The following is a 25,346-nucleotide window of genomic DNA, read 5'->3' as shown; positions in this document are numbered from 1 at the left end:
GATCAAGTTAATTGCCGCCTTCGATCTCCATTCTCGCCGTCAGGGGCCGCGACCGGATCGCGCGAGGCGAGCCAGCGGACGCGCCCGACGCGAACGGCTGATCCTGTCCGCCCGTCGCCTCATGGTGCGGTGGGTTGCATAACTATGCAGCTGGATGCATAGCGCCGCTCCCATGATTCGCGTTGCCATCCTCGGAGCCTCGGGCTTCGTCGGCGCGGAGCTGCTTCGGCTCTGCGCGTCCCATCCGCAGCTGCAGCCGGTGCGGCTGTTCGGCGACAGCCAGGCCGGCCTGAAGCTCGAGGCGGTGCACCCGCAGCTCGCCCTCGCCTTTCCGGGCCTCGCCGTCGAGCGCTTTGCGCCCGAGCGGCTCGACGGCGTCGATCTCGTCTTCGCCGCGCTCCCCCATGGCCATTCGCAGCGCCTCGCCGCCGAGATCATCGCGCGCGACCTCGCCTTCGTCGATCTCGGCGCCGATTTCCGGCTCGATACCGCCGAGGAGTACGAGACCTGGTACAAGGAGCCGCACCAGGCGCCCGAGCTGCTCTCCCGCTTCGTCTACGGCATCCCCGAGATCAACCGGGCGCGGATCCGCGGCGCGAAGCTGGTCGCCGCCGCCGGCTGCTACCCGACCTCGGCGATCCTCGCGCTGCGGCCGCTGATCGAGGCGATCGATCCCGCCTCGATCGTCGTCGACGCCGCCTCCGGCGTCAGCGGGGCTGGCAAGGGCCTGAAGGAAGAGACTCATTTCAACACGGTAGACGAGAATCTCACCGCCTACGGCCTGCTCACCCATCGCCACACCGCCGAGATGGAGATGGCGCTCGGCGGCCGGGTGCTGTTCACACCGCACCTCGCGCCGATGAACCGTGGCATTCTCGCCACCTGCTATGGCCAGGCGCACGGTCCCTGCGATCCGCTGGCACTGCTTCGGAACGCCTATGCCGACGAGCCGTTCGTCCACGTCTCGGAGCGGCCGCCCTCGACCAAGTGGACGCTCGGATCGAACGCCGTCCACCTCACCGCGCGCTACGATCCCCGCACCGGGCGGGTGCTGGCGGTCGCCGCGCTCGACAATCTCGTGAAAGGAGCCGCCGGCCAGATGATCCAGTGCGCGAACCTGATGCTCGGCCTCGACGAGACGGCCGGGCTGTCGACCGTCGGAATGTGCCCGTGAGCGTCACCGCAGCAGAGGGCTTCGTCGCCTCGGGCCTCCACGCCGGCATCAAGCCGCGCCGCTACGACATGGCGCTGGTCGCCACCGAGGATTGCAAGCCGGTGACCGCCGCCGCGGTCTTCACCCAGAACAAGTTCTTCGCGCCCCCGGTCGCGGCGTGTCGCGAGCGGCTGGCGGCGAACGGCGGCCGCGCCGCCGCGATCATTGTCAATTCGGGCAACGCGAACGCCGGCACCGGCGCCGCCGGCCGCGCCGATGCCGAGGCGATGTGCGAGGCGACGGCGGAAGCGCTCGGGATCTCGCCGGCCGACGTCCTCGTCTGCTCGACCGGCATCATCGGCAATCCGCTGCCGATGGACAGGATCCTCGCCGCCACGCCGAAGCTCGCGAAGAAGCTGAGCGTCGAAGGTGGGGCGGACGCTGCCAAGGGCATCCTCACCACCGACCACAAGGTCAAGGAAGCGGTGATCCGCGGCTCCACCTTCACGCTCGGCGGCATGGCCAAGGGCTGCGGGATGATCGCACCGAACATGGCGACGATGCTCGCCTTCCTGACCACCGACGCCGACGTCTCCGCGGCGGAAATGACCGCGATCCTGCGCGACGCCGCCGACCGCACCTTTAACACGCTCAACGTCGACGGCGCGACCTCGACCAACGACACGGTGATCCTGCTCGCCTCCGGCCGCCGCGGCCGGCCGGACAAGGCCGAGTTCGCCGACGCGGTGCACCGGCTGTGCGAGGACCTCACCTACCAGATGGCACGCGACGCCGAGGGCATGACCAAGATGGTCCAGCTCCGCGTCACCGGTGCGCGCTCGGACGCCGAGGCGCGTGCCGCCGCAAAGAGCATCGCCGAGAACAATCTGGTCAAGTGCAGCTGGTATGGCGGCGATCCTTATTGGGGCCGGCTGCTCGGCGCCGCCGGATCGGCGGGGATCGATTTCGAGGCGGAGAAGACCGCAGTCGCCTATGGCGGCATCATCGTCTCGCGTGGCGGCACCAACGCCGAGCACGACGAGGCGGCCGTCGCCGCCCACATGAAGAACGAGAAGATCGAGATCGAGGTCGCGCTCGGCCTCGGCTCCGGCCAGGCGCAGGTGATCGGCATCGATCTCGGCCCCGGCTACATCAAAGAGAACAGCAAGACCTCATGAACAGCCCCAACGACACCGCACGAGTCCTCGTCCAGGCCCTGCCCTACATCCAGCGCTTCCACGGCAAGTCGGTGGTGGTGAAACTGGGCGGCGCCGCGATCGATGCCGAGCTCGACCGCGCGCTCGCCCAGGACGTGCTGCTGCTGCGCAGCGTCGGCGTGCGCTGCGTGCTGATCCACGGCGGCGGGCCGCAGGTCGACGCGATGATGCGCCGGGTCGGCAAGGAGCCGGAGTTTCGCAACGGCCTGCGAGTCACCGACGAGGAGACGCTGGAGATCGTCCGGATGGTGCTGGTCGGCAAGATCAACCGCGACCTGGTCGGCACGATCAACCGCGAGGCGCTCGAGGATCCGGTCGCGGTCGGCGTCTCCGGCGAGGACGGCGGCCTGCTCCAGGTGACTCCGCGCGAATCCTCGCTCGGCTATGTCGGCGACGTCAGCCTGGTGCGCGCCTCGGTGCTGCATCGCCTGCTCGACGAAGGCCTGACCCCGGTGGTCTCGACGATAGGCGCCGACGGGAACGGCCAGCCCTACAACATCAACGCCGACGAGGCGGCCCGGGCGATCGCGGTGGCGATGGCGGCCGAGAAGATCGTCTATCTGACCGCCGCTCCCGGCCTGCTCGAGGACGTCGCCGACGAGAGCTCGCTGGTGCCGCGCCTCACCTCGGCCGAATTGCGCGAGCGGATCGGCCACGCCAGCGTCAGCGCCGGGATGATCCCGAAGCTGCAGGCCTGCGCCGATGCGGTCGATGCCGGCGTCGGCACCGCCCACATCATCGACGGGCGCGTGCCGCACGCTTTGCTGATCGAATTGCTCACCGACGAGGGCATCGGCACGATGGTGAAGAGGGAGAAGAGCTGGTGAGAGACCTTCTCACGATCGCCGCGCTCGGCCGCCAGGGGCTGGAGGAGATTCTCGCGCTGTCCGAGCGGAGCGACCTCGGCCGCCCGCTGGCGGGCAAGGGCGTCGCTTTGGTCTTCCAGAAGCCGAGCGCGCGAACCCGCAACTCGATGGAGATGGCGGTGGTCCAGCTCGGCGGCCACCCGATCTACATCCAGAAGGAGGAGGTCGGGCTCGGCACCCGCGAGAGCGCCGAGGACGTCGCCCGCACCCTCGCCTGCTATCACGAGATCATCGCCGCGCGGGTGATGGACCATCGCGATCTCGAGACGATGGCCGCGGCGACCGACACGCCGGTGCTGAACATGCTCTCCGACCGTTCGCACCCGCTGCAGGCGCTGGCCGATCTCCTCACCGTGAAGCAGCTGACCGGGCGCATCGCCGGCGCGAAGCTCGCCTATGTCGGCGACGGCGACAACAATGTCTGCCGCTCGCTGGCCGAGGCCGCCTCTTTGCTCGGCGCCGAGCTCACCATCGCCAGCCCGGAGGGCTATGGCCTGCCGGACCGTCTCGACGGCGTCACCCAGGTCAGCGACCCGGCCGAGGCGGTCGAAGGCGCCGAGATCGTCTATACCGACGTCTGGGTCTCGATGGGCCAGGATGCGGAGGCCGAGACGCGCCTCAAGGCGCTCGCCCCCTATCAGGTCGGCGAGGCACTGATGGCGCGCTGCACGAATGCGCATTTCCTCCACTGCCTCCCCGCCCGCCGCGGCGAGGAGGTCAGCGACGCCGTGATCGACGGGCCGCGCAGCGCCGTCTGGCGCCAGGCCGAGAACCGCATGCACAGCGCGCGCGGCGCGCTCGCCTGGATGCTCGGGGCCTGACGGACGAGCGCGCCGTGACCGACGCACGCTCCAGGCGGCAGAAGGCGATCGCCGAGCTGATCCGAGCCGCGCCGCTGGCGAGCCAGGAGGAGGTCACCGCGCGCCTGCGCGCCCAGGGCTTCGCCGTCACCCAGGCGACGATCTCGCGCGACCTCGACCGGATGGGCGCAGTCAAGGTCAAGCGCGGCGGGGTGATGAGCTACGCTCTGCCCGACCAGATCTCAGACAGCGACTGGGCGGCCTCGCGCCTGCGCAAGATCGTCTCCGAATGGGTCCATTCGGTCGAGGCGGCCGGAAACCTGCTGGTGCTGCGCACCCCGCCCGGTTCGGCCCATCTGGTCGGCCTCGCGCTCGACCAGGCGAAGCTCCCCGAGATCGCCGGCACGATCTGCGGCGACGACACCCTTTTCGTCGCGCTGCGCGACGGCGTTCAGGCGGCGGCGGTGGAGGCGCGCTTCCGCCACCTCGCCGGTGCCGCCGCGCGCTGACCCGCTCCACGCCATCTCAGAAGACAGGACCGAGACAATGACCCTCCCCCACCCCAAGAAAGTCGTCCTCGCTTATTCCGGTGGCCTCGACACCTCGATCATCCTCAAGTGGCTGCAGACCGAATATCGCGCCGAGGTCGTCACCTTCACCGCCGATCTCGGCCAGGGCGAGGAGGTCGAGCCGGCGCGGCGCAAGGCCGAGCTGCTCGGGATCCGGCCGGAGAACATCTTCATCGAGGACGTCCGCGAGGAATTCGTCCGCGATTACGTCTTCCCGATGTTCCGCGCCAACACGGTCTACGAGGGCCAGTATCTTCTCGGCACGTCGATCGCCCGGCCGCTGATCGCCAAGAAGCAGATCGAGATCGCGAGGCGGGTCGGCGCCGACGCGGTCTGCCACGGCGCCACCGGCAAGGGGAACGACCAGGTTCGGTTCGAGCTCGGCTATTACGCACTGGAGCCCGACATCCGCGCCGTCGCGCCGTGGCGCGAATGGGAGTTCGGCAGCCGCGAGGCGCTGATCCGCTTCGCCGAGGACCATCAGATCCCGATCGCCAAGGACAAGCGCGGCGAATCCCCCTTCTCGATCGACGCCAACCTCCTCCACTCCTCGTCGGAAGGAAAGGTGCTCGAGGATCCGGCGGTCGAGGCGCCCGAATATGTCCACCAGCGCACGATCTCGCCCGAGGATGCCCCGGACACGCCGACCGTGATCGAGATCGGCTTCGAGCATGGCGATCCGGTGTCGATCGACGGCGAGATCCTCTCGCCGGCGGCTTTGCTCACCCGCCTCAACCAGCTCGGCCACGACAACGGCATCGGCCGGCTGGACCTGGTCGAGAACCGCTTCGTCGGCATGAAGTCGCGCGGCGTCTACGAGACCCCCGGCGGCACGATCCTGCTCCCCGCGCACCGCGCCATCGAGTCGATCACCCTCGACCGCGGCGCCGCCCACCTCAAGGACGAGATCATGCCGCGCTACGCGAGCCTGATCTACAACGGCTTCTGGTTCTCGCCGGAGCGCGAGATGCTGCAAGCGCTGATCGACAAGAGCCAGGAGTACGTCACCGGGACGGTGCGGATGAAGCTCTACAAGGGCAATGCCACGGTCATCGGCCGCGAGAGCCCGCTCGCGCTCTACGACCAGGATCTGGTGACGTTCGAGGAAGGTTCGGGCAGCTACGACCAGCGCGACGCCGCCGGCTTCATCAAGCTCAACGCCCTGCGTCTCCGCATCGGCGCCAATCGCGCCAAGAAGGCGCAGCGCGGCTGAACAACGGACCAATGCCTCCCCGTCGCCGCAGGCGATGGGGAGGATTGGCGCTACAGCCGGATCAGCACGATCCCGGTACCAATCAGCCCGGCGGCGAGCCAGCGGCGGGGGCCGACCCGCTCGCCGAGGAACAGCGCGCCGATCAGCAGCGCGAACAGCACGCTGGTCTCGCGCAGGGCGGCGACCAGAGCGAGCGGGGCCTGGGTGAAGGCCCAGATCGCGATCCAGTAGGAGCCGAGCGACATCGCCCCCGTGGCGAGGCCGGGCCGCCACGCCGCCGCCACGGCCTCTCCGATCGCTCTCGGGCCGCGGACGACCGTGCCGGCCGTCATCATCGCCAGCCCGTCGATCACGAACAGCAATAGGGCGAAGCCGGAGACCGATTGGGCGAGACGTGCGCCGATGCCGTCGGCCATCGTATAGCCGGCGGTGAAGCAGGCGGTGCCGAGCGCCCAGGCGAGCGCCCGACGGCTCGCGCCGCCGCGCCCGCCGCCCGCCATCAGCAGGATGCCGCCGGCGATCGCCGCGATCGCGGCGTAGCGGCCCGGCGTCATCGTTTCGCCGAGCGCGACCAGGCCGACGTCGGCGACGATCAGCGGCGCCGTGCCGCGCGAGACCGGGTAGACTTCGCTGAGGTCGCCGTGGCTATAGGCCCGGATCAGGAACAATTTGTAGCCGGTGTGCAGCGCCGAGCCGAGCAGCAGCCAGGGCATGGCCGCGGCCGCGGGCGGCGCGAAGAAGGGGGTGAGGAGGAGCGCGATGCCGCTCTGCATCAGCGCCATCACCAGCATCGACGCGAATCGATCGAGGCCGAGCTTCACCACCGCATTCCAGCTCGCATGGAGCAAAGCGGCGAACAGCACGGCGAAGAAGACCGGCGCCGTCACGGCCGGTCACGCAAGGGAGGCTCGGCCCGGATCGCTGCCTGCGCCTCCCCCCTCACCGCGTCTCGGCTACTCGCGCGCGCCCGGTTCGTGGCGATGCTCGCCGCGAACCCAGCGCACCGTTCCGGTCGAGGCGCGCATCACCACGCTGTCGGTGGTGACCATGTTGCGGCGCCGCTTCACGCCCGACAGCAGCGAGCCGTCGGTGACCCCGGTCGCCGCGAAGATCACGTCGCCGCGGGCGAGATCGTTCAGATCGTAGATGCGATCGAGATCCTCGACGCCCCAGCGCGCGGCGCGGCCCCGCTCGGCGTCGTTGCGGAAGACGAGCCGGCCCTTGAACTGGCCGCCGACGCAGCGTAGCGCCGCCGCGGCGAGCACGCCTTCCGGCGCGCCGCCCTGCCCCATGTAGACGTCGATCGTGGTGTCCGGATCGGTGACCGCGATCACCCCGGCGACGTCGCCGTCCGGGATCAGCTGGATGCCGCAGCCGACGGCGCGCAGCTCGGCGATCAGCGCCGAGTGGCGCGGGCGATCGAGGACGCAGACGATGATCTCGGCCGGATCGACGCCCTTGGCGGCGGCGACGGCCCGGACGTTCTCGGCCGGCGACTTGTCGAGATCGATCACGCCCTCCGGATAACCGGGGCCGACGGCGAGCTTGTCCATGTAGACGTCGGGGGCATTGAGCAGGCAGCCCTCCTCGGCGATGGCGAGCACGGCGAGCGCGTTGGGGCCGGCCTTGGCGGTGATCGTCGTCCCTTCGAGCGGATCGAGGGCGATGTCGATGCGGGGGCCGCTGCCCTGTGCCGCGCCGACCTTCTCGCCGATGTAGAGCATCGGCGCCTCGTCGCGCTCGCCCTCACCGATCACGACGGTGCCGTCGAATTCGAGCTGGTTCAGCGCCTCGCGCATTGCCTCCACGGCGGCATGGTCCGCCGCTTTCTCGTTGCCGCGTCCGACGAGCTTCGAAGCCGCGACCGCGGCCGCCTCCGTCACGCGCACCATTTCCAGCACCAGCACGCGATCGAGAACGTGGCTTGCCGTGACCATCTGATCTGTCATCCTCTCTAATGCCCCCAAGGGCCGCGATAGGGGAGGCCTATGGCAAAGTCGAGGATGGTAGCCTTAACAGCGTTGCCCCTTTCGACCTTTCCCGCGCCTGCCGCCGCCGATCCGCCGGCGATCAGCGCCGAAGCGGCGATAAGCCGGCAGCGCGATCAGCTCCTCGACGGAAGTGGGATCGGCTGCCGGAGGGGCGGCGACGAGGAGATCGTCGTCTGCGGCAGTCGCAACGACGATCGCGAGCCTCTCGCGGCCCAACGGGTTCCCGGCGAGCGGGTCCACCTTCTTCCCAGCGAGCCGCCCTCGGCCCTCGCGGCGATGAGCGCGGGCGAGCGAAGCTGCGCGGAGAGCCGCGCCTGCGGCGCGACGATCGATTTCCTCAAGGCCGGGAAGGTGCTGGTGAAGATCGGCAAGCACATCCTCGGCGACGACGATTAGCGGCAGCGCTGCGGCTGGCACTTTTCCGCCGTTTGCTTGTATTGAACGGGGGAAGAGGACCGCCATGACCGACCAGAAGACCGCGGACAAAGGCTTCGCAACCCCGCCGCTCCTCAGCCTCGAGGAGATGCAGCACTGGACGTGGGTGATGGGCCGCGCCCAGCAATTGATGATGGAGCATGTCGCCCGCCAGTTCGGCGAGGCGAAGCCGCCCGAGCCGGCGGCGCTCGCCCAGCAGCTGCCGTGGATGAACATGTTCCCGGATCCGGCGAAGCTGGCGGAGCAGCAGGTCGCGCTTTGGACCGAGGGGATGACGCTGTGGCAGCGCGCGCTCGGCTTCGACGGCGGCAGGAGCGAGCTGGCGGAGAAGGCCGATCGCGACAAGAGGTTCAATGCCCCGCAATGGCAGGACAACCCTTTGTTCGACATGATCCGCCAGAGTTATCTGCTGGTCTCCGAGCGGCTGCTCGGCTCGGTCGACGCGATCGAAGGCATCGACTCGCGGCAGCGCGAGAAGCTCCGCTTCCTCACCCGCAGCTTCGTCGACGCCATGGCGCCGTCCAACTTCGCGCTGACCAATCCCATGGTGATCGAGCGCGCGATCGAGACCAAGGGCGAGAGCCTGCTCAAGGGCCTCGAGAACATGCTGCGCGATCTTTCCAAGGGGCAGCTCACCCACACCGATCCGACTGCCTTCGAGGTCGGGCGCAACATCGCCGTCACGCCCGGCAAGGTGGTCAAGCGCACGCCGCTCTACGAGCTCGTGCAATATTCGCCGACGACGGACGAGGTGCACGAGACGCCGCTGATCATCTTTCCTCCCTGGATCAACCGCTATTACATCCTCGATCTCAACCCGAAGAAGAGCTTCATCCGCTGGGCCGTCGAACAGGGGCTGACCGTCTTCGTCGTCTCGTGGAAATCGGCCGACGAGAGCCTCGCGAGCACCACGCTCGACGATTATGTCGTCAACGGCCAGGTCGACGCGATCGACACGGTGCGGGACCTGCTCGGCGTCGAAAGCGTCCACGCGATCGGCTATTGCGTGGCGGGAACGACCCTGGCCTGCACCCTCGCCCTGCTCGCCGCCCGCGGCGAGGCGGACAAGGTCGCGAGCGCCACCTTCTTCACCGCCCAGGTCGATTTCTCCGAAGCGGGGGATCTGAACCTGTTCGTCGCCGACGAAACGCTGCAGCTGATCGAGCAGATGTCGGCCGACAAGGGCTATCTCGACGGACGCTACATGGCGGCGACGTTCAACATGCTGCGCGGCCGGGACCTGATCTGGAATTATGTCGCCAACAATTACCTGCTCGGGGAGGATTACCCGCCGTTCGATCTGCTGCACTGGAACGGCGACACCACCAACCTCCCGGCGAAATGGCACCAGGCCTATCTCCGCGACTTCTACCGCGACAACAAGCTGGTGACCCCAGGGGCGATCACCGTGGCCGGCGTCCCGATCGACCTCGGCAAAGTCCGCACGCCGAGCTACGTCCAGGCCGGGCGCGAGGATCATATCGCGCCGGCCCACAGCGTCTGGAAGATCACCGATCATTTCTCGGGGCCGGTCCGCTTCGTGCTCGCCGGATCCGGCCACATCGCCGGCGTGGTCAACCCGCCGGAGGCGCAGAAATACCAGTATTGGACGAATGGTGCGAAGGTCTCGAGCCTCGAGGAGTTCGTCGCCGGCGCGACCGAGACCAAGGGCAGCTGGTGGCCCGACTGGATCGGATGGATCGGCGCGCAGTCCGAGCGCAAGGTCCAGGCCAAGGGCGCGCGGCAGCCCGGCGGAGGCAAATTGAAGGCCTTGGAAGACGCACCCGGCAGCTACGTCAGGGCGCGCTGATCCGGATTGCGCCGGCGTCCGCCGACGTCGAACTCCGCTCGATTTGTGCAGCGCACAAAATTGCTTGAATCGGCGCGCACGATGCCTTATGTTGCGATGCAGCAAAGGGCTGAGGTGATCGATATGGCTGACGAGAACACCAAGATCGAAGCAACCGTCGACGCGGCGACCGCCGCACCGGCCGAGGCCTCGCAGCCGGCCGAGATCGCTGCTCCGCAGCCGGAACCCGCTGCCGCTCCCAAGGCGGCGGCTCCGGCGCCGAAGCCGGCGCGTCGCTCGGCGCCTCGGCGCAAGGCTGCTCCGGCCAAGGCGAGCCCCGCTCCGGCCGTGGCCAGGAAGGCCGCCAAGGGCGGAACCAGGACGAAAGGCCCGACCAGCGCATCGCGCAAGCCGGCGCCGAAGAACACCGCTCCGGCGGCGGCCGCGGCCGCCCCTGCCGGCGCCAAGACCACGATCCAGACCAGATTCACGAACGAAGGGACCAAGACCATGTTCAACGACACCAACAATGTTGCCGAGCGCGTCCAGGCCGTCTTCGGCGACGTCAACGAGCGCGCCAAGAACACGATCGAGCGCAACACCCGCATCGCCGAGGAGCTGACCGAGCTCGGCCGCGGCAATGTCGAAGCGCTCGTCGCCTCGACCAAGGTTGCCGCCCGCGGCGTCGAGACGATCGGCCAGGAAGTCGCCGAGTTCGGCCGCAAGAGCTTCGAGGACGCCTCGGCGGCCCTCAAGAGCCTCGCCGAGGTGAAGTCGCCGACCGACTTCTTCCGCCTGCAGGGCGAGTTCGCGCGCAGCCAGTTCGACGCCCTCGTCGCCGAGAGCTCGAAGCTGAGCGAGACCGTGATCAAGCTCGCCGGCGAGGTCGCCGAGCCGATCACCAATCGCGCGACCGTCGCTGCCGAGCGCGTCCGCACCGCCGTCGCCCTCTAAGCGACTGCAACCGAATAGAGGCGGTTCGTCCCGTGGGGGGCGGGCCGCCTCTTTCGTTTCCGCGCGCGCGGTACGTCAGGCGTTCCCTTTGTCCGTGCCCTGGCCTAAAGGCCGCGGAACCCGCCGGGACGTGCGACATTATCGGCTGCGGCAGGAGCGAGACCCTTGCCGGGAAAGCGCCCGGTGCAATATTTAGTGCATGCTTATGTCCTGGGACGAACACACGATCACGGCCGCCGGCGAGCGGAAAGGCGACGATGAGGGCACCGGCCTTGGCGTCGCGACGCGCACCCGTACCCGCACCAAGACGCCGTCGCCCTACAAGGTGCTGATGCTGAACGACGATTACACCCCGATGGAGTTCGTCGTGCTCGTCCTGCAGCGCTTCTTCAAGATGGGGATAGAGGACGCGACGCGAGTCATGCTCCAGGTCCACCAGCGCGGCGTCGGAGTCTGCGGCGTGTTCAGCTACGAGGTCGCCGAGACCAAGGTCGCCCAGGTGATCGACTATGCGCGGCAGAACCAGCATCCGCTGCAGTGCACGCTGGAAAAGGCCTGACACCCGTCTCTCGCGCGGCTGACCGGCCGGCGATCGCCCGCTACCAGCTTTCTCCACCGGACCTGCGGCCCTTACGGGGTCCCAAGCGGCCACTTGCGTGCGCACGCCAAGATATTAAGAGCCCGACGATGGATCGCATCATCATCCGGGGCGGCAAGCCCCTCAACGGCCGCATTCCCATTTCTGGCGCGAAGAACGCAGCCCTGACGCTGCTGCCCTGCGCGCTGCTGACCGACGAGCCGTTGACGCTGCGCAACCTGCCGCGGCTCGCCGACGTCGACAGCTTCGGCCATCTTCTGAACCAGCTCGGCGTCTCGACCACGGTCGAAGGCGCCAAGCCGGACGAGTTCGGCCGGGTGATGACGCTGCGCGCGTCGAGCATCGTCTCGACCGAAGCGCCCTATGACATCGTCCGCAAGATGCGGGCCTCGATCCTGGTCCTCGGTCCGCTGGTCGCACGCGAAGGCGAGGCGACCGTGTCCCTGCCGGGCGGCTGCGCGATCGGCATGCGACCGGTCGACCTGCACCTCAAGGCGCTCGAGGCGCTCGGCGCCGAGATCGAGATCACTTCGGGCTATGTGAGGGCCATTGCGCCGAAAGGCCGGCTGCAGGGCGGCACGATCAGCTTCCCCTTCGTCTCGGTCGGAGCGACCGAGAACGCGCTGATGGCGGCGGTGCTCGCCGAAGGCACGACCGTGATCGAGAATGCGGCGCGCGAGCCGGAGATCACCGATCTCGCCAAGTGCCTGATCGCGATGGGCGCCGAGATCGAGGGCCTGCGTACCGACACGCTGACCATCCACGGCAAGGACCGGCTGCACGGCGCGACCTATTCGGTCATGCCGGACCGGATCGAGGCGGGCAGCTATGCCTGCGCTGCGGGCATTACCGGCGGATCTCTCGAGCTGGTCGGCGCGCGCAAGGAGACGATGCCCTCGATCCTCTCCAGCCTCACCGATGCGGGCCTGATCGTCGAGGACACGGCGGACGGCATCCGCGTCAGCGCCGACGGCGGGCTGAAGCCGCTGTCGATCTCGACCGCGCCCTATCCGGCCTTCCCGACCGACATGCAGGCGCAGTTCATGGCGATGCTGACCCTCGCCGAAGGCACCAGCCTGCTCACCGAGACGATCTTCGAAAATCGCTACATGCACGTTCCGGAGCTGCAGCGGATGGGCGCCGAGATCGACGTGCGCGGCCGCTCGGCGGTGGTGAAGGGCGTGCCGGCGCTGCACGGCGCTCAGGTGATGGCGACCGACCTTCGCGCCTCGATGAGCCTGGTGCTCGCGGGGCTCGCGGCCTCGGGCGAGACCCAGGTCCACCGCGTCTACCACCTCGACCGGGGCTACGAGCGTCTCGAGGAAAAGCTATCGGCGGTCGGCGCCGATATCGAGCGCGCCAGCGACGGCTGAGGGGATTTCTCCTCCCCTGCAAGCGGAGGTGGCGCGCGCAAGCGCGACGGAGAGGTGTCAGCGGCTTCGTGTAAGGCTCGGCATCGGAGCGCCTGGACGCCCCGCGGCCTCCATAGCGAACGACCCTGCCTCGCGTAGAGATCGGTGCTGACACCCCTCCGGCAGGCTGCGCCTGCCACCTCCCCTCGAAGGGGAGGAAGGGAGTCAGGCGAGCAGTTCGATGCTGTGGATCAGCAGGCCGACGAGGCCGCCGACCAGAGTGCCGTTGATCCGGATATATTGCAGGTCCTTGCCGACGGCATTCTCCAGCCGCCCGGTGATCGTCCGCGCGTCCCAGCCGCGCACCGTCTCCGAGACGAGGGTGACGATGCCGCTGCCGTAAGCGGCGACCACGCCGACCACGCTGCGCCGGGCGAACTTGTTGATCGCGCGCTTGAGCCGCGGATCCTGCTGGACGGTCTCGCCGAGCTGGCGCAGCGCCTCGCCGAACTTGCCGGCAAGCACCGTGTCCGGATCGCGGGCGGCGCGCAGCAGCGCCGCGCGGCTGTTCTCCCAGAGGCCGCCGACCCAGTCGTTGACCGACCGGTTGGCGAGGATCTCGTTCTTCCAGCCCTCGACCTTCGCCTTGGTCTCCTCGTCCCACTGCATGTCCCAGGCGAGGGCGGCGAGCCCCTCCTCCGCTTTCTCTCGAAGCGGATGGTGGGGATCCACGGCCATGTCGATCGTCAGGCGCCGCAGCCCGTCGATGATCGCGTCTGCGAGCTTCTCGTCCAGGCCGGCGAGGCGGATGATCCAGCCGGCCTTCTGATGCACCATCGCGCGGACGATGTCCTCGTTCGCGTCGAGCGTCCGGCCCGCCCAGGTGACGATCGAATCGAGCATCGGCACGTGCCGTTCCTCGGTGATCGCCGCCTCGAGCGTCTTGCCGAGCAATGGCGAGACGTCGAGCGTCCTGAGGCGGGAGGCCACCGCGGCCTTCACCATACCGCCGAGCCGCTCCTCGTCGAGCGACTCCAGGAGGCTGGCAAGCAGCCGCGAGGCGCCCTCGCGCAGACGTCCCTCGGGCGGCGGATTGGCGAGGAAACGGCCGATCGCGCCGGCGATGTCGACGTTGCGCATCCGCCTCGCGACCACCGACGGGATCAGGAAGTTGTCGCGCAGGAAGGAGGCGAGCGTCTCGCCGATCCGGTCCTTGTTGCGCGGGATGATGGCGGTGTGGGGGATCGGCAGGCCGAGCGGGTGACGGAACAGGGCGGTGACCGCGAACCAATCGGCCAGGCCGCCGACCATCGCGGCCTCGGCGAAGGCCCGGACGAAGCCCCAGCCCGGGTGCAGGTGCTGAAGCGACGTCGCGAGGGCGAAGACCCCCGCCATGGCGACCAGCATGAAGGTGGCGAGCAGCCGCATGCGGCGATAGCCGGCGACCGCCTGGCCGTTGCCATTAGTGGAGAGACGCAGCGGGGACGGACGACCGGCGGGGTTCATTGCCCCACCAATCGTCCGCTCCGCTTTTTGTTCACTCGGCAGGCTGCTGCGCCGCCGGAGCGGGGCCGTGGTCCTCCGGGCCTCGATAGGTGATCAGCCGGCGAGTGTAGCGGCCCAGCCGCCGCTCGACGCCCAGGGCGAGCGAGAAGGAGGCCGGCACGATCACCAGGGTGAGCACGGTCGAGAGGATCAGGCCGCCCATCACGGTGATGCCCATCGGCGCGCGCCACGAGCTGTCGCCGGACAGCGAGATGGCGGTCGGCACCATACCCGCGACCATCGCGACCGTGGTCATCACGATCGGCTGGGCGCGCTTGTGGCCCGCGTCGATGATCGCGGTGAACTTGTCGACGCCCTTGTCCATCTCCTCCAGCGCAAAATCGATCAGCAGGATCGAGTTCTTCGCGACAATGCCGATCAGCATCAGGATGCCGATGTAGACCGGCAGCGAGATCGGATTGCCGGTCGCCATCAGGGCGAGCGTGCCGCCGAGCGGAGCGACGAGCAGCGACGCCATGTTCACGAACGGCGGCATGAAGCGCTTGTAGAGCAGGATCAGCACCGCGAGCACGAGCAGGATGCCCGCGACGACGGCGATGATGAAGTTGGTGATCAGCTCGCCCTGCCACTTGCTCATGCCGGATTCGATGCGGTTGACGCCGAGCGGCAGGTTCTGGAGCGTCGGCAGCGCCAGGATCTTCGGCATCGCGTCGCCGCTGACCTTGCCGGGGGCGAGATCGGCGCCGACGGTCACGCGCCGGACCTGATTGATCCGCTCGATCCGGGTCGGACCGGCGCCGAAGCCGATGTCTGCGACCAGCTTCAGCGGAACCGAGCCGCCGGTCGTGGTCGGCACCGGCAGGTTCTGGATCGTCGAGAGCTTCTGCCGGGCGTTCTGGTTCAGCGCGACGCGGATGGGGATCTGCCGATCCGAGAGCGAGAAGCGGGCGCTGTTCTGATCGATGTCGCCGAGCGTCGCGATGCGGATCGCCTGGCTGAGCGCTCCCGTCGTCACGCCGAGGTTGGCGGCGAGATCGAGGCGTGGGCGGATCGTGATTTCCGGCCGCTGCAGATCGCCCTGGACGCGCGGTGCCGTGATCTCCGGGATCTGCTGCATCTCCTCGGCGAGCTTGTTGGCGACCACCTGCAGCTTGGCGGGATCGTCGCTGCCGAGCGTGATCATGATGTCGCGGCCGCCGCCGAACTGCGAGCGGAAGGAGACACGGGCATCGGCGATCTGCTGCAGCTGCGGCGCCACGGCCCGCTCGATCTCGGTGCTTTCGCGCTCGCGATCCTCCTTGAGGCGCGCGGTGACGTTGGCACTGCCGACGTTGACCCGGGCGTAGATCGACTGGACCTCGGGTACCTTCTTCAGGATTTCCTCGACCTGGCGCGCCACGGCGCCGGTCTGCGGCACCGTGGTGCCGGGCGCCATCTCGATGTTCGCGGTGATCAGCTCGGCATCGTTGGCCGGCTGAAAGGTCTGCGGGATCATCATGAACGTGCCGATCGTCGCCACGAAGGCGAGGAAGCCGCCGAGCACCGCGACCCAGCGGTGGCGCATCGTCCAACGCAGCACCGCCATGTAGACGTCCATCAGCCAGCCCTCGCCGTGCGACGCATGGCCTTTCGACTTCAGGAAATAGGCGGCGATCATCGGCGTGATCATGCGGGCGACGGCAAGGCTCATCAGCACCGCAACGACGACCGTGAAGCCGAAGTTCTTGAAGAACTGACCGGCGATGCCCGGCATCAGGCCGACCGGCAGAAACACGGCGACGATCGACATGGTGGTCGCGAGAACGGCGAGGCCGATCTCGTCGGCCGCGTCGATGGCGGCCTGATAGGCCGATTTGCCCATGCGCATGTGCCGGACGATGTTCTCGATCTCCACGATCGCATCGTCGACCAGCACGCCCGCCACCAGGCTCAGCGCCAGCAGGGTCATGCTGTTCAGCGTGAAACCCATCAGATCCATGAACCAGAAGGTCGGAATCGCCGAGAGCGGGATGGCGAGGGCCGAGATCGCGGTCGCGCGCCAGTCTCGCAGGAACAGGAAGACGACGATGACGGCGAGCAGCGCGCCTTCGAGCATCGCATCGCGCGCCGACTTGTACTGCTCCTTGGTGTATTTCACCCAGTTGGTCAGCTGGACAAACTTCACGTCCGGATTGCGCTTCTCGAGCGCCTTCAGCTTCTCGACGGCGCCGTCGAACACCGAGACGTCGGATTCGCCCTTGGCGCGCTGCATGCCGAAGCTCAGCACCTGCTGGCCGTTCTGCGTCGCATAGCCGCGGCGTTCGGCATAGAGGTCCTTCACGTCGGCGATGTCGGCGAGCTTCACGCTGCGGCCGTTGCCGATCGAGATCTGCGTCTGGCCGAGCTCGAAAGCGTTCTTGGCGTTGCCGAGGACGCGGACCGACTGTTCGGAGCCGGCGATCTCCGCGCGCCCCCCGGCCGCGTTGAGATTGACCGCGCGCAGCTGCTGATTGACCTGGCTGGCGGTGATGCCCAGCGCCTGCAGCTTGGCGGGATTGAGGATGACGCGGATTTCGCGGGAGACGCCGCCGCGGCGATCGACGCCGGCCATGCCGGGGACGGAGAGCAACTCCTTCGAGACGGTGTTGTCGACGTACCAGCTCAGCTGCTCGAGCGTCATGCTGGTCGAGACGACGGCGTAGCTGGCGAGATCGTTGCCGCTGGTATCCTCGCGCATGACCTGCGGCTCGAGGATGCCCTCGGGAAGATCGCCGCGGATCTGCTGGACCGCGTCGCGGATGTCGTTGACCGAGCGGTCGATCGGCGTGCCGATGTCGAGCTGGACGACCGTCGTCGAATTGCCTTCGCTGACGTAGGAGGTGATCTCGTCGACGCCCGAGATCGAGCGCACCGCCGCCTCGACGCGCTGCGCGACCTGGGTCTCGAGCTCGGTCGGGGCGGCGCCCGGCTGCGAGATCGAGATGATCGCCACCGGGAAGTCGATGTCCGGATCGTTCTGAACTTCCATCCGCATGAAGCTGACCAGGCCGGCGAGGCTCAGAGCCAGGAAGATGACGAGCGGCGAGACCGGATTGCGGATCGCCCAGGCGGAGATGTTGCGGAAGTTCATCGCTTCGATCCTTAGCGGGCGGCCGCGGCGCGGACGGGGATGACCTTCTGCCCCGGATTGAGGAAGGCGCCGGCGGACTGCACCACCCGCTCCGTGCCGTTCAGGCCGGCCATGACGGCGACGCCCTGATCGGAGACCTCACCGACGGTGATGTCGCGGCGGACCGTCTGGTTCTTGTCGTCGAGGATGTAGACGAAATTGCCCTTGTCGTCGCTCTGCACGGCGCTCTCCGGCAGCAGCGGCGCGTCGAAAGCGCCGGCCCGGATGGTCGCGCTGGCGAAGCCGCCGGGGCGCAGGACGCTGTTGTACGCCACCGCGATTCGGGCGTCGCCCTGGCGGGTCTGCGGATCGATCATCGGCGCAACCTGCCAGACACGGCCCTGGAAGCTCTGGCTCGAGCCGACGGGAGTCACCGTTGCCGGAACGCCGACCGACACGCGTGCGAGGTCCTCCTGGCTCAGGCGGGCACGCAGTTCCAGCTCGCCGCCCTGGGCGATGCGGAACAGCGCGCCGGAGCCGCCGCTGACCACCTGGCCCGCTTCGACGTTGCGGGCGAGCACCAGGCCGGCCGCGGGTGCGCGAACATCGAGGCGGCCGATGCGGGCGCGGGCGGCGCCGAGCTGGGCCTGGGCGACCCGAACGCGGGCGTTCGCCGCATCGCGCGTGGCGAGGCGCCGCTCGACGTCGGCCTTGGAGACGAAGCCGCGCGAGACCAGCGCCTGCGCGCGCTCCAGCTCCTGCTGGGCGAGGCGGGCGTCGGCGCGGGCGACCTCGATCGAGGCGGCGAGCTGCTGCGCCTCCTGCGACTGGACGGAGCGCTCGATGACTGCGAGGGTCTGGCCGGCGCCGACCCACTGGCCGGGCTCGACGAGTACGCGGGTGACCATGCCGCCTTCGCCGGCGATGCCGACCGGCATGTCGCGGCGCGCTGCGAGCGAGCCGGTCGCGCTGATCTCGCGCACGACCTGCTGGCGGCCGGGAACCATGACGCTGACGCGAGGCATCTGGCCGTTGCCCGGTCCGCCCGGCGCCCCGCCCTCGACGTTCACGGCGACCTTGGTCTCGTCGCCGGCCGGCTTGCCCCGACCGAACAGGAAGACGGCGACGACGATCAGGACGAGCGCGGCGGCAGCGGCCAGGATGATGTTCCGACGCTTGCGCCGGCGCGCGAGCGTCACGTCGTCAATCTGCTCGACCTCGAGAGCGTCGCTGCTCCATTTACCCTGCTGCACGTTCATCTCTTTTCATTCCCCAAAACCGCGTGCGGCGCCCCGCTTCAGCCACTGTGTTAGCTGAATAAGTCACTCGCCTCAAGCCAAAACTGCCCGGCGCGCCCCCTGCGCCAGCGGAACCCCGCTTTACAGATTTTGTTGGAACAAGACCATCGTGCATAAGAGCCGGCGCCGATTACGCCGCAAAATGGGCAAGGGAGGACTAGATGAACCTGATGAGCGACTATGGCTTTCTAGGGTGGATCATTATCGGCGCGCTGGCCGGAATCATCGCAAAAGCGATCATGCCCGGCAGGGATCCGGGCGGCTGCATCGTCACCATTCTCCTCGGCGTCGCCGGCGCCTTGCTCGCCGGCTTCATCGGCAATGCGGTCGGCTGGTACCGCCAGGGAGAGGGCGCGGGATTCATCGCCGCGATCCTCGGCGCGATCGTGATCCTCTTCATCTATCGCCTGATCGCCAACCGGCGCACCTGAGCCGCGGCCGGAGCTTGAACGCCTGAGGTGGAAGCCCCCTGCGCTTCCACCGAAAGCGTGAACAACGGCGCTTCTCCCCCGGGCCTAACGCCGGGTCGCGGCCTTCATCCCGGCGACGAATCCGCGGACCGCTTCGGCCTCCCCGCCGCGATTGTCGGCGATCAGGCGGACGATCGCCGATCCCGAGATCACGCCCGCCGCCCCCGCCTCGATCGCCGAGGCGACGTGGTCGGGTCGGGAAATGCCGAAGCCGAACACCGGCGGCGGCGCGCCGAAGGCTCGAAGCGTGCCGAGAAGCTGCGAATGCGCGAAGCGCACCTCCTCGTCCGCGCCGGTGACGCCGGACCGGGCGACGCAATAGGTATAGCCCGCCCCTTCCCTGGCGAGGCGGCGGAGGGTCTGCTCCGGCGTGTTCGGCGCCGCGATCAGCACCGGGGCGACGGCGGCGGCGCGCGCCGCCTCAAGATAGGGCGGGGCTTCGAACAGCGGCACGTCGGCGACCAGAACGCTGTCGACGCCGGCGGCGCGGGCGGCGGCGTAGAAGGCCTCCCGGCCCCGCGCGACGACGATGTTGGCATAGGTGAGCACCCCGACCGGGATCTCGGGATGCCGCGCCCGGAAATCGGTGAGAAGCGCAAAGCAGTCCGCCGGCGTGACGCCGCGGCCGAGCGCGCGCACCGCGGCCGCCTGGATCACCGGCCCGTCGGCCACCGGATCCGAGAAGGGAATGCCGACCTCGAGCATGTCGGCGCCGCCTTCGACCAGAGCGTCGAGAATGCCGGCGCTGGTCTCCAGATCCGGATCGCCGAGCATGACGAAGGCGCCGAACGCCCCCTCCCTCTGCGCGTCGAGGCGGCGGAACATGGCATCATAGCGGCTCATGCGGCATCTCCCGCGAGGAGGCGCTGCGCCTGCTCCATGTCCTTGTCGCCGCGGCCGGAGAGATTGACGACGAGGATCGTCTCCTCCTGCGCCGCTTCCGCCATGTTGAGGGCATGAGCGAGAGCATGGGCCGATTCGAACGCGCAGACGATCCCCTCGGTGCGCGCGAGAAGAGCGAAGGCCGCGAGCGCCTCGCGATCGGTGGCGCCGACATATTCGGCACGGCCGCTGTCCTTGAGAAAGGAATGCTCGGGACCGACCGCTGGGTAATCGAGGCCGGCGGAGACCGACCAGGTGTCGGCGACCTGGCCGTCGCGATCCTGCAGGAGGTAGGTCTCAGAACCGTGGAGGATGCCCGGACGGCCGCGCAGCAGCGTCGCGCCATGCTCGTCGCCATCGATGCCGCGGCCGCCGGCCTCGACCCCGATCAGCCGCACGCCCTCGTCGTCGACGAAATCGGCGAACATGCCCATGGCGTTGGACCCGCCGCCGACACAGGCGATGACGGCGTCGGGAAGCCGCCCCTCTTCCTCGAGGATCTGGGCGCGCGCCTCCTGGCCGATGATGCGTTGGAATTCGCGCACCATCAGCGGGAAGGGATGCGGTCCGGCGACCGTGCCGAGGAGATAATGGGTGTCCTCGAAGCTGGCCGTCCAGTCGCGCAGCGCCTCGTTGACCGCGTCCTTCAGCGTCTGGCCGCCGCTCGTCACCGGGATCACCTCGGCGCCCATCAGCTGCATGCGGAAGACGTTCAGCTTCTGCCGCTCGACATCGTGCGCGCCCATGTAGATCCGCGTCTTCAGCCCGAACAGCGCGCCGGCGAGCGCGGTCGCGACCCCGTGCTGGCCGGCGCCGGTCTCGGCGATGATCCGGGTCTTGCCCATCCGCTTCGCCAGCAGGGTCTGGGCGAGCACCTGGTTGGTCTTGTGCGCCCCGCCGTGGAGCAGGTCCTCGCGCTTCAGATAGATGCGAACGCGGGCATTGCCGAGATTGCGGCAGCGGGTCAGCGGCGTCGGGCGGCCAGCATATTTGACGAGGAGCTCGTCGAGCTCGGCGCGGAACGCCTCATCCTTCTGCGCATCGACAAAGGCCTGCTCCAGCGCCTCGAGCGCCGGCATCAATATCTCCGGAACATAGGCGCCGCCAAAGGCGCCGAAACGGCCGTTCATCAGCACGAGCTTGCATCCTTTCTGACCGGCAGCCGCAACGCCTCGAAGAAGGCCTGGAGCCGGCCGGCATCCTTCCTGCCCGGCGCCATCTCGACGCCCGAGCTCACATCCAGGGCATAGGCCCCGACCTGCGACGCCGCACGGGCGTTCGCGGGCTCGAGGCCGCCGGCGAGGATCGCCCGCGGCAGATCGGCGCGGCCGGCGAGCCGCTCCCAATCGAAGGCAACGCCGGTGCCGCCCGACCCGCCGCTGCGCGCCGTATCGAACAAGGTACGGTCAGCCCCCAGCCGCGGATCGGGAACGTCCGCGCCGACTGCGGCGGCGGCCCAGATCTCCACCTCCGCAGGCAAGTGGGCGCGCAGCGCGCGGATATAGCCGGCGTCCTCCTCGCCATGAAGCTGGACGGCATGGAGGCCGAGCGCCAGCGCGGCATGGGCGACCTGCGCCACCTTCTCGTTGCGGAACACGCCGACCGCCGGGATTCCCGCGGCCGCCGCAATCTCATGGGCTTGGCCGACGCTGACCGCCCGCGGCGTGTGGGGCACCATGATCAGGCCGGCGAACGAGGCGCCGTTCAGCGCCGCCGTTGCGGCGTCGTGCGGATCGGTGAGGCCGCAAACCTTGACCCGGCCGAAGGTCAGCGCGCGGGCGGCCAGGGCCGGATCGGGCGCGCCCATCAGCGAGGACCCGACCAGAAAGGCATCGGCGTGCGCCGCGAGCCGCTCGACGTCGGCCCTGCTCTCGATCCCGGATTCGGCGACGAGGATCCGGTCGGACGGCACCAGCGGCGCGAGCCGCTCGGTGACGGCGAGATCGACCTCCAGCGTCTTCAGCTGCCGGTTGTTGATGCCGATGATCTCCGCATCGAGCGCGAGGGCGCGGCGAACCTCCTCCTCGGTATGGGTCTCGACCAGGGCGTCCATGCCGAGCCGGCGGGCCTCGGCCATGACCGCGGCGGCCTCTTCATCCTCGAGAACGGAGAGCATCACCAGCACGGCGTCGGCGCCGTGGAGCCGCGCCTCGGCCACCTGGCGCGGATCGACGACGAAATCCTTGGCGAGGATCGGCCCCGAGAAGGCGCGGCGCACCGCCTCGAGATCGGCATAGGAGCCGCCGAAATAAGGCGTATCGACGAGCACGCTGATCGCATCCGCGGCGCCGCTATAGCCCCGGGCGATCACCGCCGGATCGGCGCCGGCGCGGAGCACGCCCTTCGAGGGCGAGGCCCTCTTCACCTCCATGATGAACCGCGCCCCGGGAGCGCGCAGCGCAGCCTTGAGGCTGCGCGGCGTCGGCTCGGCGCGTCCGCGCAGCTCGTCCAGCGAGATGCCGGCGAGCCGCTCGGCAACGTCGACGCGCTTGCGGGCGACGATTTCGCCCAGCACACCACCCGGATCAAGCATTGGTCACCTCGACATAATCAACGAGACGACGATATGCCGCCCCGCTGCGCAGGGCCTCGAGCGCGAGCCCGGCACCCTCGCCGAGCGTCGCGGCGAGGCCCGCCGTGAACAGCAGCGCCCCCGCGTTGAGCGCGACGACGTCGGTCTCCGCCTCGTCGCCCCTCCCCTCGAGCACCGCCTTCATCCTTCCGGCATTCTCCTCGGGTGCTCCGCCCTTCAGCACCTCAAGCGGACGGCGCTTCATGCCCGCATCCTCGGGCGTGAGGGTGAGCGCGTGAAGCGTGCCGCCGGCCAGCCGCATGGCGCGGGTCTCGCCATGCAGCGCGATCTCGTCGAGACCGGCGCCGTGGACCACCAGCGCCTGCTCGACACCGAGGGCGTCGAGAGTGAGCGCGACCGGCTCGATCAGCCGCGGATCGGCGACGCCGAGCAATTGCACCCGCGGCTCGGCGGGGTTCAGGCACGGCCCGAGCACGTTCATGATCGTGCGCACCTTGAGCGCGCGCCGCACCGGGCCCGCGTGGCGGAGCCCGGGGTGGTAATGCGGCGCGAACAGGAAGCAGAAGCCGGTCTCGTCGAGCGCGCGCCGCGAGACCGCGGCACTGACGTCGATCCGGGCGCCGAGCTGCTCGAGCACGTCGGCCGAGCCGCAGCGCGAGGTCACCGAGCGATTGCCGTGCTTGGCGACCGGCAGGCCGGCGGCCGCGGCGGCGAAGGCGGCGGCGGTCGAGACGTTGATCGATCCCGAGCCGTCGCCGCCGGTGCCGCAGCTGTCGGCGAACAGATAATCGGGCCGCTCGAACGGCTCGTCGGCCGCGCGGAGCGCCCGCGCCGCGCCGATCAGCTCCTCCGGAGTTTCGCCCTTGAGGCGGAGGGCGATCAGCATCGCCGCGATCGACGGTTCGGCGAGGCCGCCCTGGACGAGCGCGCCGAATAGGTGCCGCGCCTGCTCCCGGTCGAGCGAATGGCCGGAATAGAGGGCGGCCAGCGCCGTTTCGACGATCTCCTCGCGGATCTCGTCGGGATCGGCTGCGAAAGCGGCATTGCTGGTGGGCGGCATGGGTGAGTCCTGGAGCTGGGTCGTTTCCGGGAAATGGCGCGAAAAAAGAAAGGCCCGCCGAGGGCGGGCCTTGCTTCGGAGTTCGGACTAGGACGTCCTCTTCACCATCGATGCACGCGCGCCGCCGCCGAGGGGGTTTCCCACCACCAGCGCCATGCAAGAGCGATCGTCGGCATCGTCATGCTCCTCAAGTCGCCTCTAAACGGCGCTTCGTCAACCGCCTTTTCGCCGATGGTGCGGGAATGACCGAGCCGCGGCGTCGTTCAGAAACGATGCAGGCGCGCTCGCGTTAGCATCTTTCGGGTCCGAAACGTGGACCTCGCATTCGAGGAGTTCTTTCAATGATGCGTTCCCTGTTGATGGCGTCCGCCGTGGCGCTGTCGGCGCTGCCCCTTGCCGACGCGCACGCCCAGACGGCCCTCCCCGTCCAGACGATCACCGGCACGCGCCTCGACGTCGTGGCGACCGGCGAAGTCACGCGGGTGCCCGACATCGCGCAGGTCAGCACCGGCGTGATCACCACCGCGCCGACTGCCACCGCAGCGCTGGAGCAGAATGCCGCACAGATGCGCCGGGTCCGCGACGCGCTGCGCCGCGCCGGCATCGCCGATCGCGACATCCAGACCAGCGCGATCAATCTCTATCCCGATTATCGGCAGGACGAACGCGGCGGAAATCCGCAGCTGATCGGCTATCGCGCCCAGAACGAGGTGACCGTCCGCTTTCGCGATATCGCCAATACCGGCAAGATCCTCGACGCCCTCGTCGCCGAGGGTGCCAACCAGATCAACGGGCCGATGCTGTCGATCGACAAGCCGGAAGCGGCGCTGGACGAGGCGCGGGTAAAGGCGCTCGCCAATGCCCGGGCCCGCGCCGAACTCTACGCCCGCGCCGCGGGCAAGCGCGTGGGCCGGATCCTGTCGATCAGCGAGAGCGGCGGCGGCATTCCGGGGCCGGTCTACGGCCGGGTCGCCAACATGCGCGCGGAATCGACCAAGATCGATCCGGGCGAGCAGTCGCTCAGCGTCTCGCTGACGGTGAGCTTCGAACTGGAGTGAGATGAAACGAGAGGGGCCGCCCGGACGGATCCGGACGGCCCCTCGCTTGCCAACCGTGCGGTCTGCTTAGCGCAGGCTGCGACGGGTGAAGAGGTTGACGATCGCGAGCAGGATGATCGCGCCGAGCAGCGAGACGATGAACGAAGTAACGCTCAGGCCTTCGTTGATGTCGCCACGGCCGAACAGCAGGCCGCCGAGGAAAGCGCCGACGATACCGACGACGACATTGAGCAGGACGCCCTGCTGAGCGTCGCGGCGCATGATGATGCTCGCGAGCCAGCCGATGATGCCGCCAATGACGAGCCACACGATAATCGAAATGGGATCCATGACTTCCCTCCTGTTACTAGCCGACGAACCGGGCTGTTCGTGCGGCGGTCTGCGGGTAAGACGCTTGATTGAGGCTCTTGTTCCTGCCGAAACGATCTCCGGTGCGCGAGGCGAACCGGTCGGGCGTCCGGCAAGGGGCGGTTTCTCGTTGGCGATCAGCGGCTTGGCCGACGTTCCGGAAGCC

The 25,346-nt window shown here is 68.8% G+C and carries 23 protein-coding genes; 13 read left to right on the top strand and 10 right to left on the bottom strand.

From position 1 onward, the window contains the following. Nucleotides 1-172: 172 nt before the first annotated feature. From argC to E2493_RS14765, 6 genes are read left to right on the top strand one after another with little or no spacing between them, the layout of a single operon-like run. Nucleotides 173-1,174, top strand: coding sequence for an N-acetyl-gamma-glutamyl-phosphate reductase (gene argC, locus E2493_RS14790; RefSeq protein WP_135088139.1), 1,002 nt, complete (start codon nucleotides 173-175; stop codon nucleotides 1,172-1,174). Then, on the top strand, nucleotides 1,171-2,331 hold the full coding sequence (argJ, locus tag E2493_RS14785; RefSeq protein WP_167737554.1) for a bifunctional glutamate N-acetyltransferase/amino-acid acetyltransferase ArgJ: 1,161 nt from the start codon (nucleotides 1,171-1,173) through the stop codon (nucleotides 2,329-2,331). Before argC ends, argJ begins: the two co-directional genes overlap by 4 nt. Then, nucleotides 2,328-3,197 (top strand): acetylglutamate kinase, encoded by an 870-nt coding sequence (gene argB / locus E2493_RS14780; protein WP_135088135.1) that lies wholly within the window; start codon nucleotides 2,328-2,330, stop codon nucleotides 3,195-3,197. Before argJ ends, argB begins: the two co-directional genes overlap by 4 nt. Further along, nucleotides 3,194-4,057, top strand: coding sequence for an ornithine carbamoyltransferase (argF, locus tag E2493_RS14775; RefSeq protein ID WP_225421503.1), 864 nt, complete (start codon nucleotides 3,194-3,196; stop codon nucleotides 4,055-4,057). Before argB ends, argF begins: the two co-directional genes overlap by 4 nt. Before the next feature lie 14 nt (nucleotides 4,058-4,071). Further along, on the top strand, nucleotides 4,072-4,545 hold the full coding sequence (gene argR / locus E2493_RS14770) for an arginine repressor (RefSeq protein ID WP_167737553.1): 474 nt from the start codon (nucleotides 4,072-4,074) through the stop codon (nucleotides 4,543-4,545). Between the two features lie 37 nt (nucleotides 4,546-4,582). Continuing rightward, nucleotides 4,583-5,818 carry an argininosuccinate synthase gene (locus E2493_RS14765; RefSeq protein ID WP_135088129.1) on the top strand — a complete coding sequence of 412 codons (1,236 nt, stop codon included), beginning with the start codon at nucleotides 4,583-4,585 and terminating at the stop codon, nucleotides 5,816-5,818. Between the two features lie 50 nt (nucleotides 5,819-5,868). Here the strand turns inward: E2493_RS14765 and E2493_RS14760 are convergent, their stop codons facing one another. Next, nucleotides 5,869-6,705, bottom strand: coding sequence for an EamA family transporter (locus E2493_RS14760; RefSeq protein ID WP_135088127.1), 837 nt, complete (start codon nucleotides 6,703-6,705; stop codon nucleotides 5,869-5,871). A gap of 66 nt (nucleotides 6,706-6,771) precedes the next feature. Next, entirely contained in the window at nucleotides 6,772-7,755 is a 984-nt protein-coding gene (gene glpX, locus E2493_RS14755; protein WP_135088237.1) for a class II fructose-bisphosphatase, read from the bottom strand. An 84-nt stretch (nucleotides 7,756-7,839) separates the two neighbouring features. Between glpX and E2493_RS14750 the strand changes: the two genes are divergently transcribed. From E2493_RS14750 to murA, 5 genes are all read left to right on the top strand, one after another. Next, complete coding sequence (locus tag E2493_RS14750) at nucleotides 7,840-8,205, top strand: hypothetical protein (protein ID WP_135088125.1); 366 nt, start codon at nucleotides 7,840-7,842, stop codon at nucleotides 8,203-8,205. Between the two features lie 64 nt (nucleotides 8,206-8,269). Next, nucleotides 8,270-10,054 (top strand): PHA/PHB synthase family protein, encoded by a 1,785-nt coding sequence (locus E2493_RS14745; protein ID WP_135088123.1) that lies wholly within the window; start codon nucleotides 8,270-8,272, stop codon nucleotides 10,052-10,054. Between the two features lie 123 nt (nucleotides 10,055-10,177). After that, the gene (locus tag E2493_RS21315) at nucleotides 10,178-10,987 is read left to right on the top strand and encodes a phasin family protein (protein WP_167737551.1); all 810 of its coding nucleotides are present in this window, start codon (nucleotides 10,178-10,180) and stop codon (nucleotides 10,985-10,987) included. 205 nt (nucleotides 10,988-11,192) lie between these two features. Then, a complete protein-coding gene (gene clpS / locus E2493_RS14730; protein ID WP_167737550.1) occupies nucleotides 11,193-11,546 on the top strand; it encodes an ATP-dependent Clp protease adapter ClpS in 354 nt (117 codons plus the stop codon). Between the two features lie 128 nt (nucleotides 11,547-11,674). After that, a complete protein-coding gene (gene murA, locus E2493_RS14725; protein ID WP_135088117.1) occupies nucleotides 11,675-12,958 on the top strand; it encodes a UDP-N-acetylglucosamine 1-carboxyvinyltransferase in 1,284 nt (427 codons plus the stop codon). Nucleotides 12,959-13,162: 204 nt separating this feature from the next. On the opposite strand, the gene E2493_RS14720 is transcribed toward murA, so the two are convergent. From E2493_RS14720 to E2493_RS14710, 3 genes are all read right to left on the bottom strand, one after another. Continuing rightward, nucleotides 13,163-14,365: a DUF445 domain-containing protein gene (locus tag E2493_RS14720; protein WP_135088235.1), complete on the bottom strand. Its 1,203-nt coding sequence runs from the start codon at nucleotides 14,363-14,365 to the stop codon at nucleotides 13,163-13,165. Nucleotides 14,366-14,474: 109 nt separating this feature from the next. Further along, entirely contained in the window at nucleotides 14,475-17,552 is a 3,078-nt protein-coding gene (locus E2493_RS14715; protein ID WP_135088115.1) for an efflux RND transporter permease subunit, read from the bottom strand. Nucleotides 17,553-17,563: 11 nt separating this feature from the next. Continuing rightward, nucleotides 17,564-18,790 (bottom strand): efflux RND transporter periplasmic adaptor subunit, encoded by a 1,227-nt coding sequence (locus tag E2493_RS14710; protein ID WP_135088113.1) that lies wholly within the window; start codon nucleotides 18,788-18,790, stop codon nucleotides 17,564-17,566. A 200-nt stretch (nucleotides 18,791-18,990) separates the two neighbouring features. Here E2493_RS14710 and E2493_RS14705 point away from each other — a divergent pair, with 200 nt between their 5' ends. Then, on the top strand, nucleotides 18,991-19,260 hold the full coding sequence (locus E2493_RS14705) for a GlsB/YeaQ/YmgE family stress response membrane protein (RefSeq protein ID WP_135088111.1): 270 nt from the start codon (nucleotides 18,991-18,993) through the stop codon (nucleotides 19,258-19,260). 84 nt (nucleotides 19,261-19,344) lie between these two features. Here E2493_RS14705 and trpA read toward each other — a convergent pair whose 3' ends face one another. From trpA to trpD, 4 genes are read right to left on the bottom strand one after another with little or no spacing between them, the layout of a single operon-like run. Next, a complete protein-coding gene (gene trpA, locus E2493_RS14700; RefSeq protein ID WP_135088109.1) occupies nucleotides 19,345-20,142 on the bottom strand; it encodes a tryptophan synthase subunit alpha in 798 nt (265 codons plus the stop codon). Next, nucleotides 20,139-21,311 (bottom strand): tryptophan synthase subunit beta, encoded by a 1,173-nt coding sequence (trpB, locus tag E2493_RS14695; RefSeq protein WP_135088107.1) that lies wholly within the window; start codon nucleotides 21,309-21,311, stop codon nucleotides 20,139-20,141. The genes trpA and trpB overlap by 4 nt, the downstream gene beginning before the upstream one ends. After that, nucleotides 21,311-22,714 (bottom strand): bifunctional indole-3-glycerol-phosphate synthase TrpC/phosphoribosylanthranilate isomerase TrpF, encoded by a 1,404-nt coding sequence (trpCF, locus tag E2493_RS14690; protein ID WP_135088105.1) that lies wholly within the window; start codon nucleotides 22,712-22,714, stop codon nucleotides 21,311-21,313. Before trpCF ends, trpB begins: the two co-directional genes overlap by 1 nt. Continuing rightward, nucleotides 22,707-23,774 carry an anthranilate phosphoribosyltransferase gene (trpD, locus tag E2493_RS14685; RefSeq protein WP_135088103.1) on the bottom strand — a complete coding sequence of 356 codons (1,068 nt, stop codon included), beginning with the start codon at nucleotides 23,772-23,774 and terminating at the stop codon, nucleotides 22,707-22,709. The genes trpCF and trpD overlap by 8 nt, the downstream gene beginning before the upstream one ends. Nucleotides 23,775-24,115: 341 nt before the next feature. On the opposite strand from trpD, the gene E2493_RS14680 reads away from it, so the two are divergent. After that, nucleotides 24,116-24,832 carry an SIMPL domain-containing protein gene (locus E2493_RS14680; RefSeq protein WP_225421501.1) on the top strand — a complete coding sequence of 239 codons (717 nt, stop codon included), beginning with the start codon at nucleotides 24,116-24,118 and terminating at the stop codon, nucleotides 24,830-24,832. A gap of 66 nt (nucleotides 24,833-24,898) precedes the next feature. On the opposite strand, the gene E2493_RS14675 is transcribed toward E2493_RS14680, so the two are convergent. Beyond that, nucleotides 24,899-25,153 (bottom strand): GlsB/YeaQ/YmgE family stress response membrane protein, encoded by a 255-nt coding sequence (locus E2493_RS14675; RefSeq protein ID WP_135088231.1) that lies wholly within the window; start codon nucleotides 25,151-25,153, stop codon nucleotides 24,899-24,901. Nucleotides 25,154-25,346: the final 193 nt, after the last annotated feature.

The sequence above is a fragment of the Sphingomonas parva (ex Maeng et al. 2020) genome, assembly GCF_004564275.1.
Classification (GTDB): domain Bacteria; phylum Pseudomonadota; class Alphaproteobacteria; order Sphingomonadales; family Sphingomonadaceae; genus Allosphingosinicella; species Allosphingosinicella parva.
This window is presented reverse-complemented; position numbering and strand designations above follow the sequence as displayed.

Bases quoted from the DNA above. Each gene is read 5' to 3' on its own strand.
- argC (WP_135088139.1), top strand. From the start codon at position 173: ATGATTCGCGTTGCCATCCTCGGAGCCTCGGGCTTCGTCGGCGCGGAG.
- argB (WP_135088135.1), top strand. From the start codon at position 2,328: ATGAACAGCCCCAACGACACCGCACGAGTCCTCGTCCAGGCCCTGCCC.
- E2493_RS14765 (WP_135088129.1), top strand. From the start codon at position 4,583: ATGACCCTCCCCCACCCCAAGAAAGTCGTCCTCGCTTATTCCGGTGGC.
- glpX (WP_135088237.1), bottom strand. From the start codon at position 7,755: ATGGTCACGGCAAGCCACGTTCTCGATCGCGTGCTGGTGCTGGAAATG.
- E2493_RS14745 (WP_135088123.1), top strand. From the start codon at position 8,270: ATGACCGACCAGAAGACCGCGGACAAAGGCTTCGCAACCCCGCCGCTC.
- E2493_RS21315 (WP_167737551.1), top strand. From the start codon at position 10,178: ATGGCTGACGAGAACACCAAGATCGAAGCAACCGTCGACGCGGCGACC.
- clpS (WP_167737550.1), top strand. From the start codon at position 11,193: ATGTCCTGGGACGAACACACGATCACGGCCGCCGGCGAGCGGAAAGGC.
- murA (WP_135088117.1), top strand. From the start codon at position 11,675: ATGGATCGCATCATCATCCGGGGCGGCAAGCCCCTCAACGGCCGCATT.
- E2493_RS14720 (WP_135088235.1), bottom strand. From the start codon at position 14,365: ATGCGGCTGCTCGCCACCTTCATGCTGGTCGCCATGGCGGGGGTCTTC.
- E2493_RS14715 (WP_135088115.1), bottom strand. From the start codon at position 17,552: ATGAACTTCCGCAACATCTCCGCCTGGGCGATCCGCAATCCGGTCTCG.
- E2493_RS14710 (WP_135088113.1), bottom strand. From the start codon at position 18,790: ATGAACGTGCAGCAGGGTAAATGGAGCAGCGACGCTCTCGAGGTCGAG.
- E2493_RS14705 (WP_135088111.1), top strand. From the start codon at position 18,991: ATGAACCTGATGAGCGACTATGGCTTTCTAGGGTGGATCATTATCGGC.
- trpA (WP_135088109.1), bottom strand. From the start codon at position 20,142: ATGAGCCGCTATGATGCCATGTTCCGCCGCCTCGACGCGCAGAGGGAG.
- trpB (WP_135088107.1), bottom strand. From the start codon at position 21,311: ATGAACGGCCGTTTCGGCGCCTTTGGCGGCGCCTATGTTCCGGAGATA.
- trpCF (WP_135088105.1), bottom strand. From the start codon at position 22,714: ATGCTTGATCCGGGTGGTGTGCTGGGCGAAATCGTCGCCCGCAAGCGC.
- trpD (WP_135088103.1), bottom strand. From the start codon at position 23,774: ATGCCGCCCACCAGCAATGCCGCTTTCGCAGCCGATCCCGACGAGATC.
- E2493_RS14680 (WP_225421501.1), top strand. From the start codon at position 24,116: ATGATGCGTTCCCTGTTGATGGCGTCCGCCGTGGCGCTGTCGGCGCTG.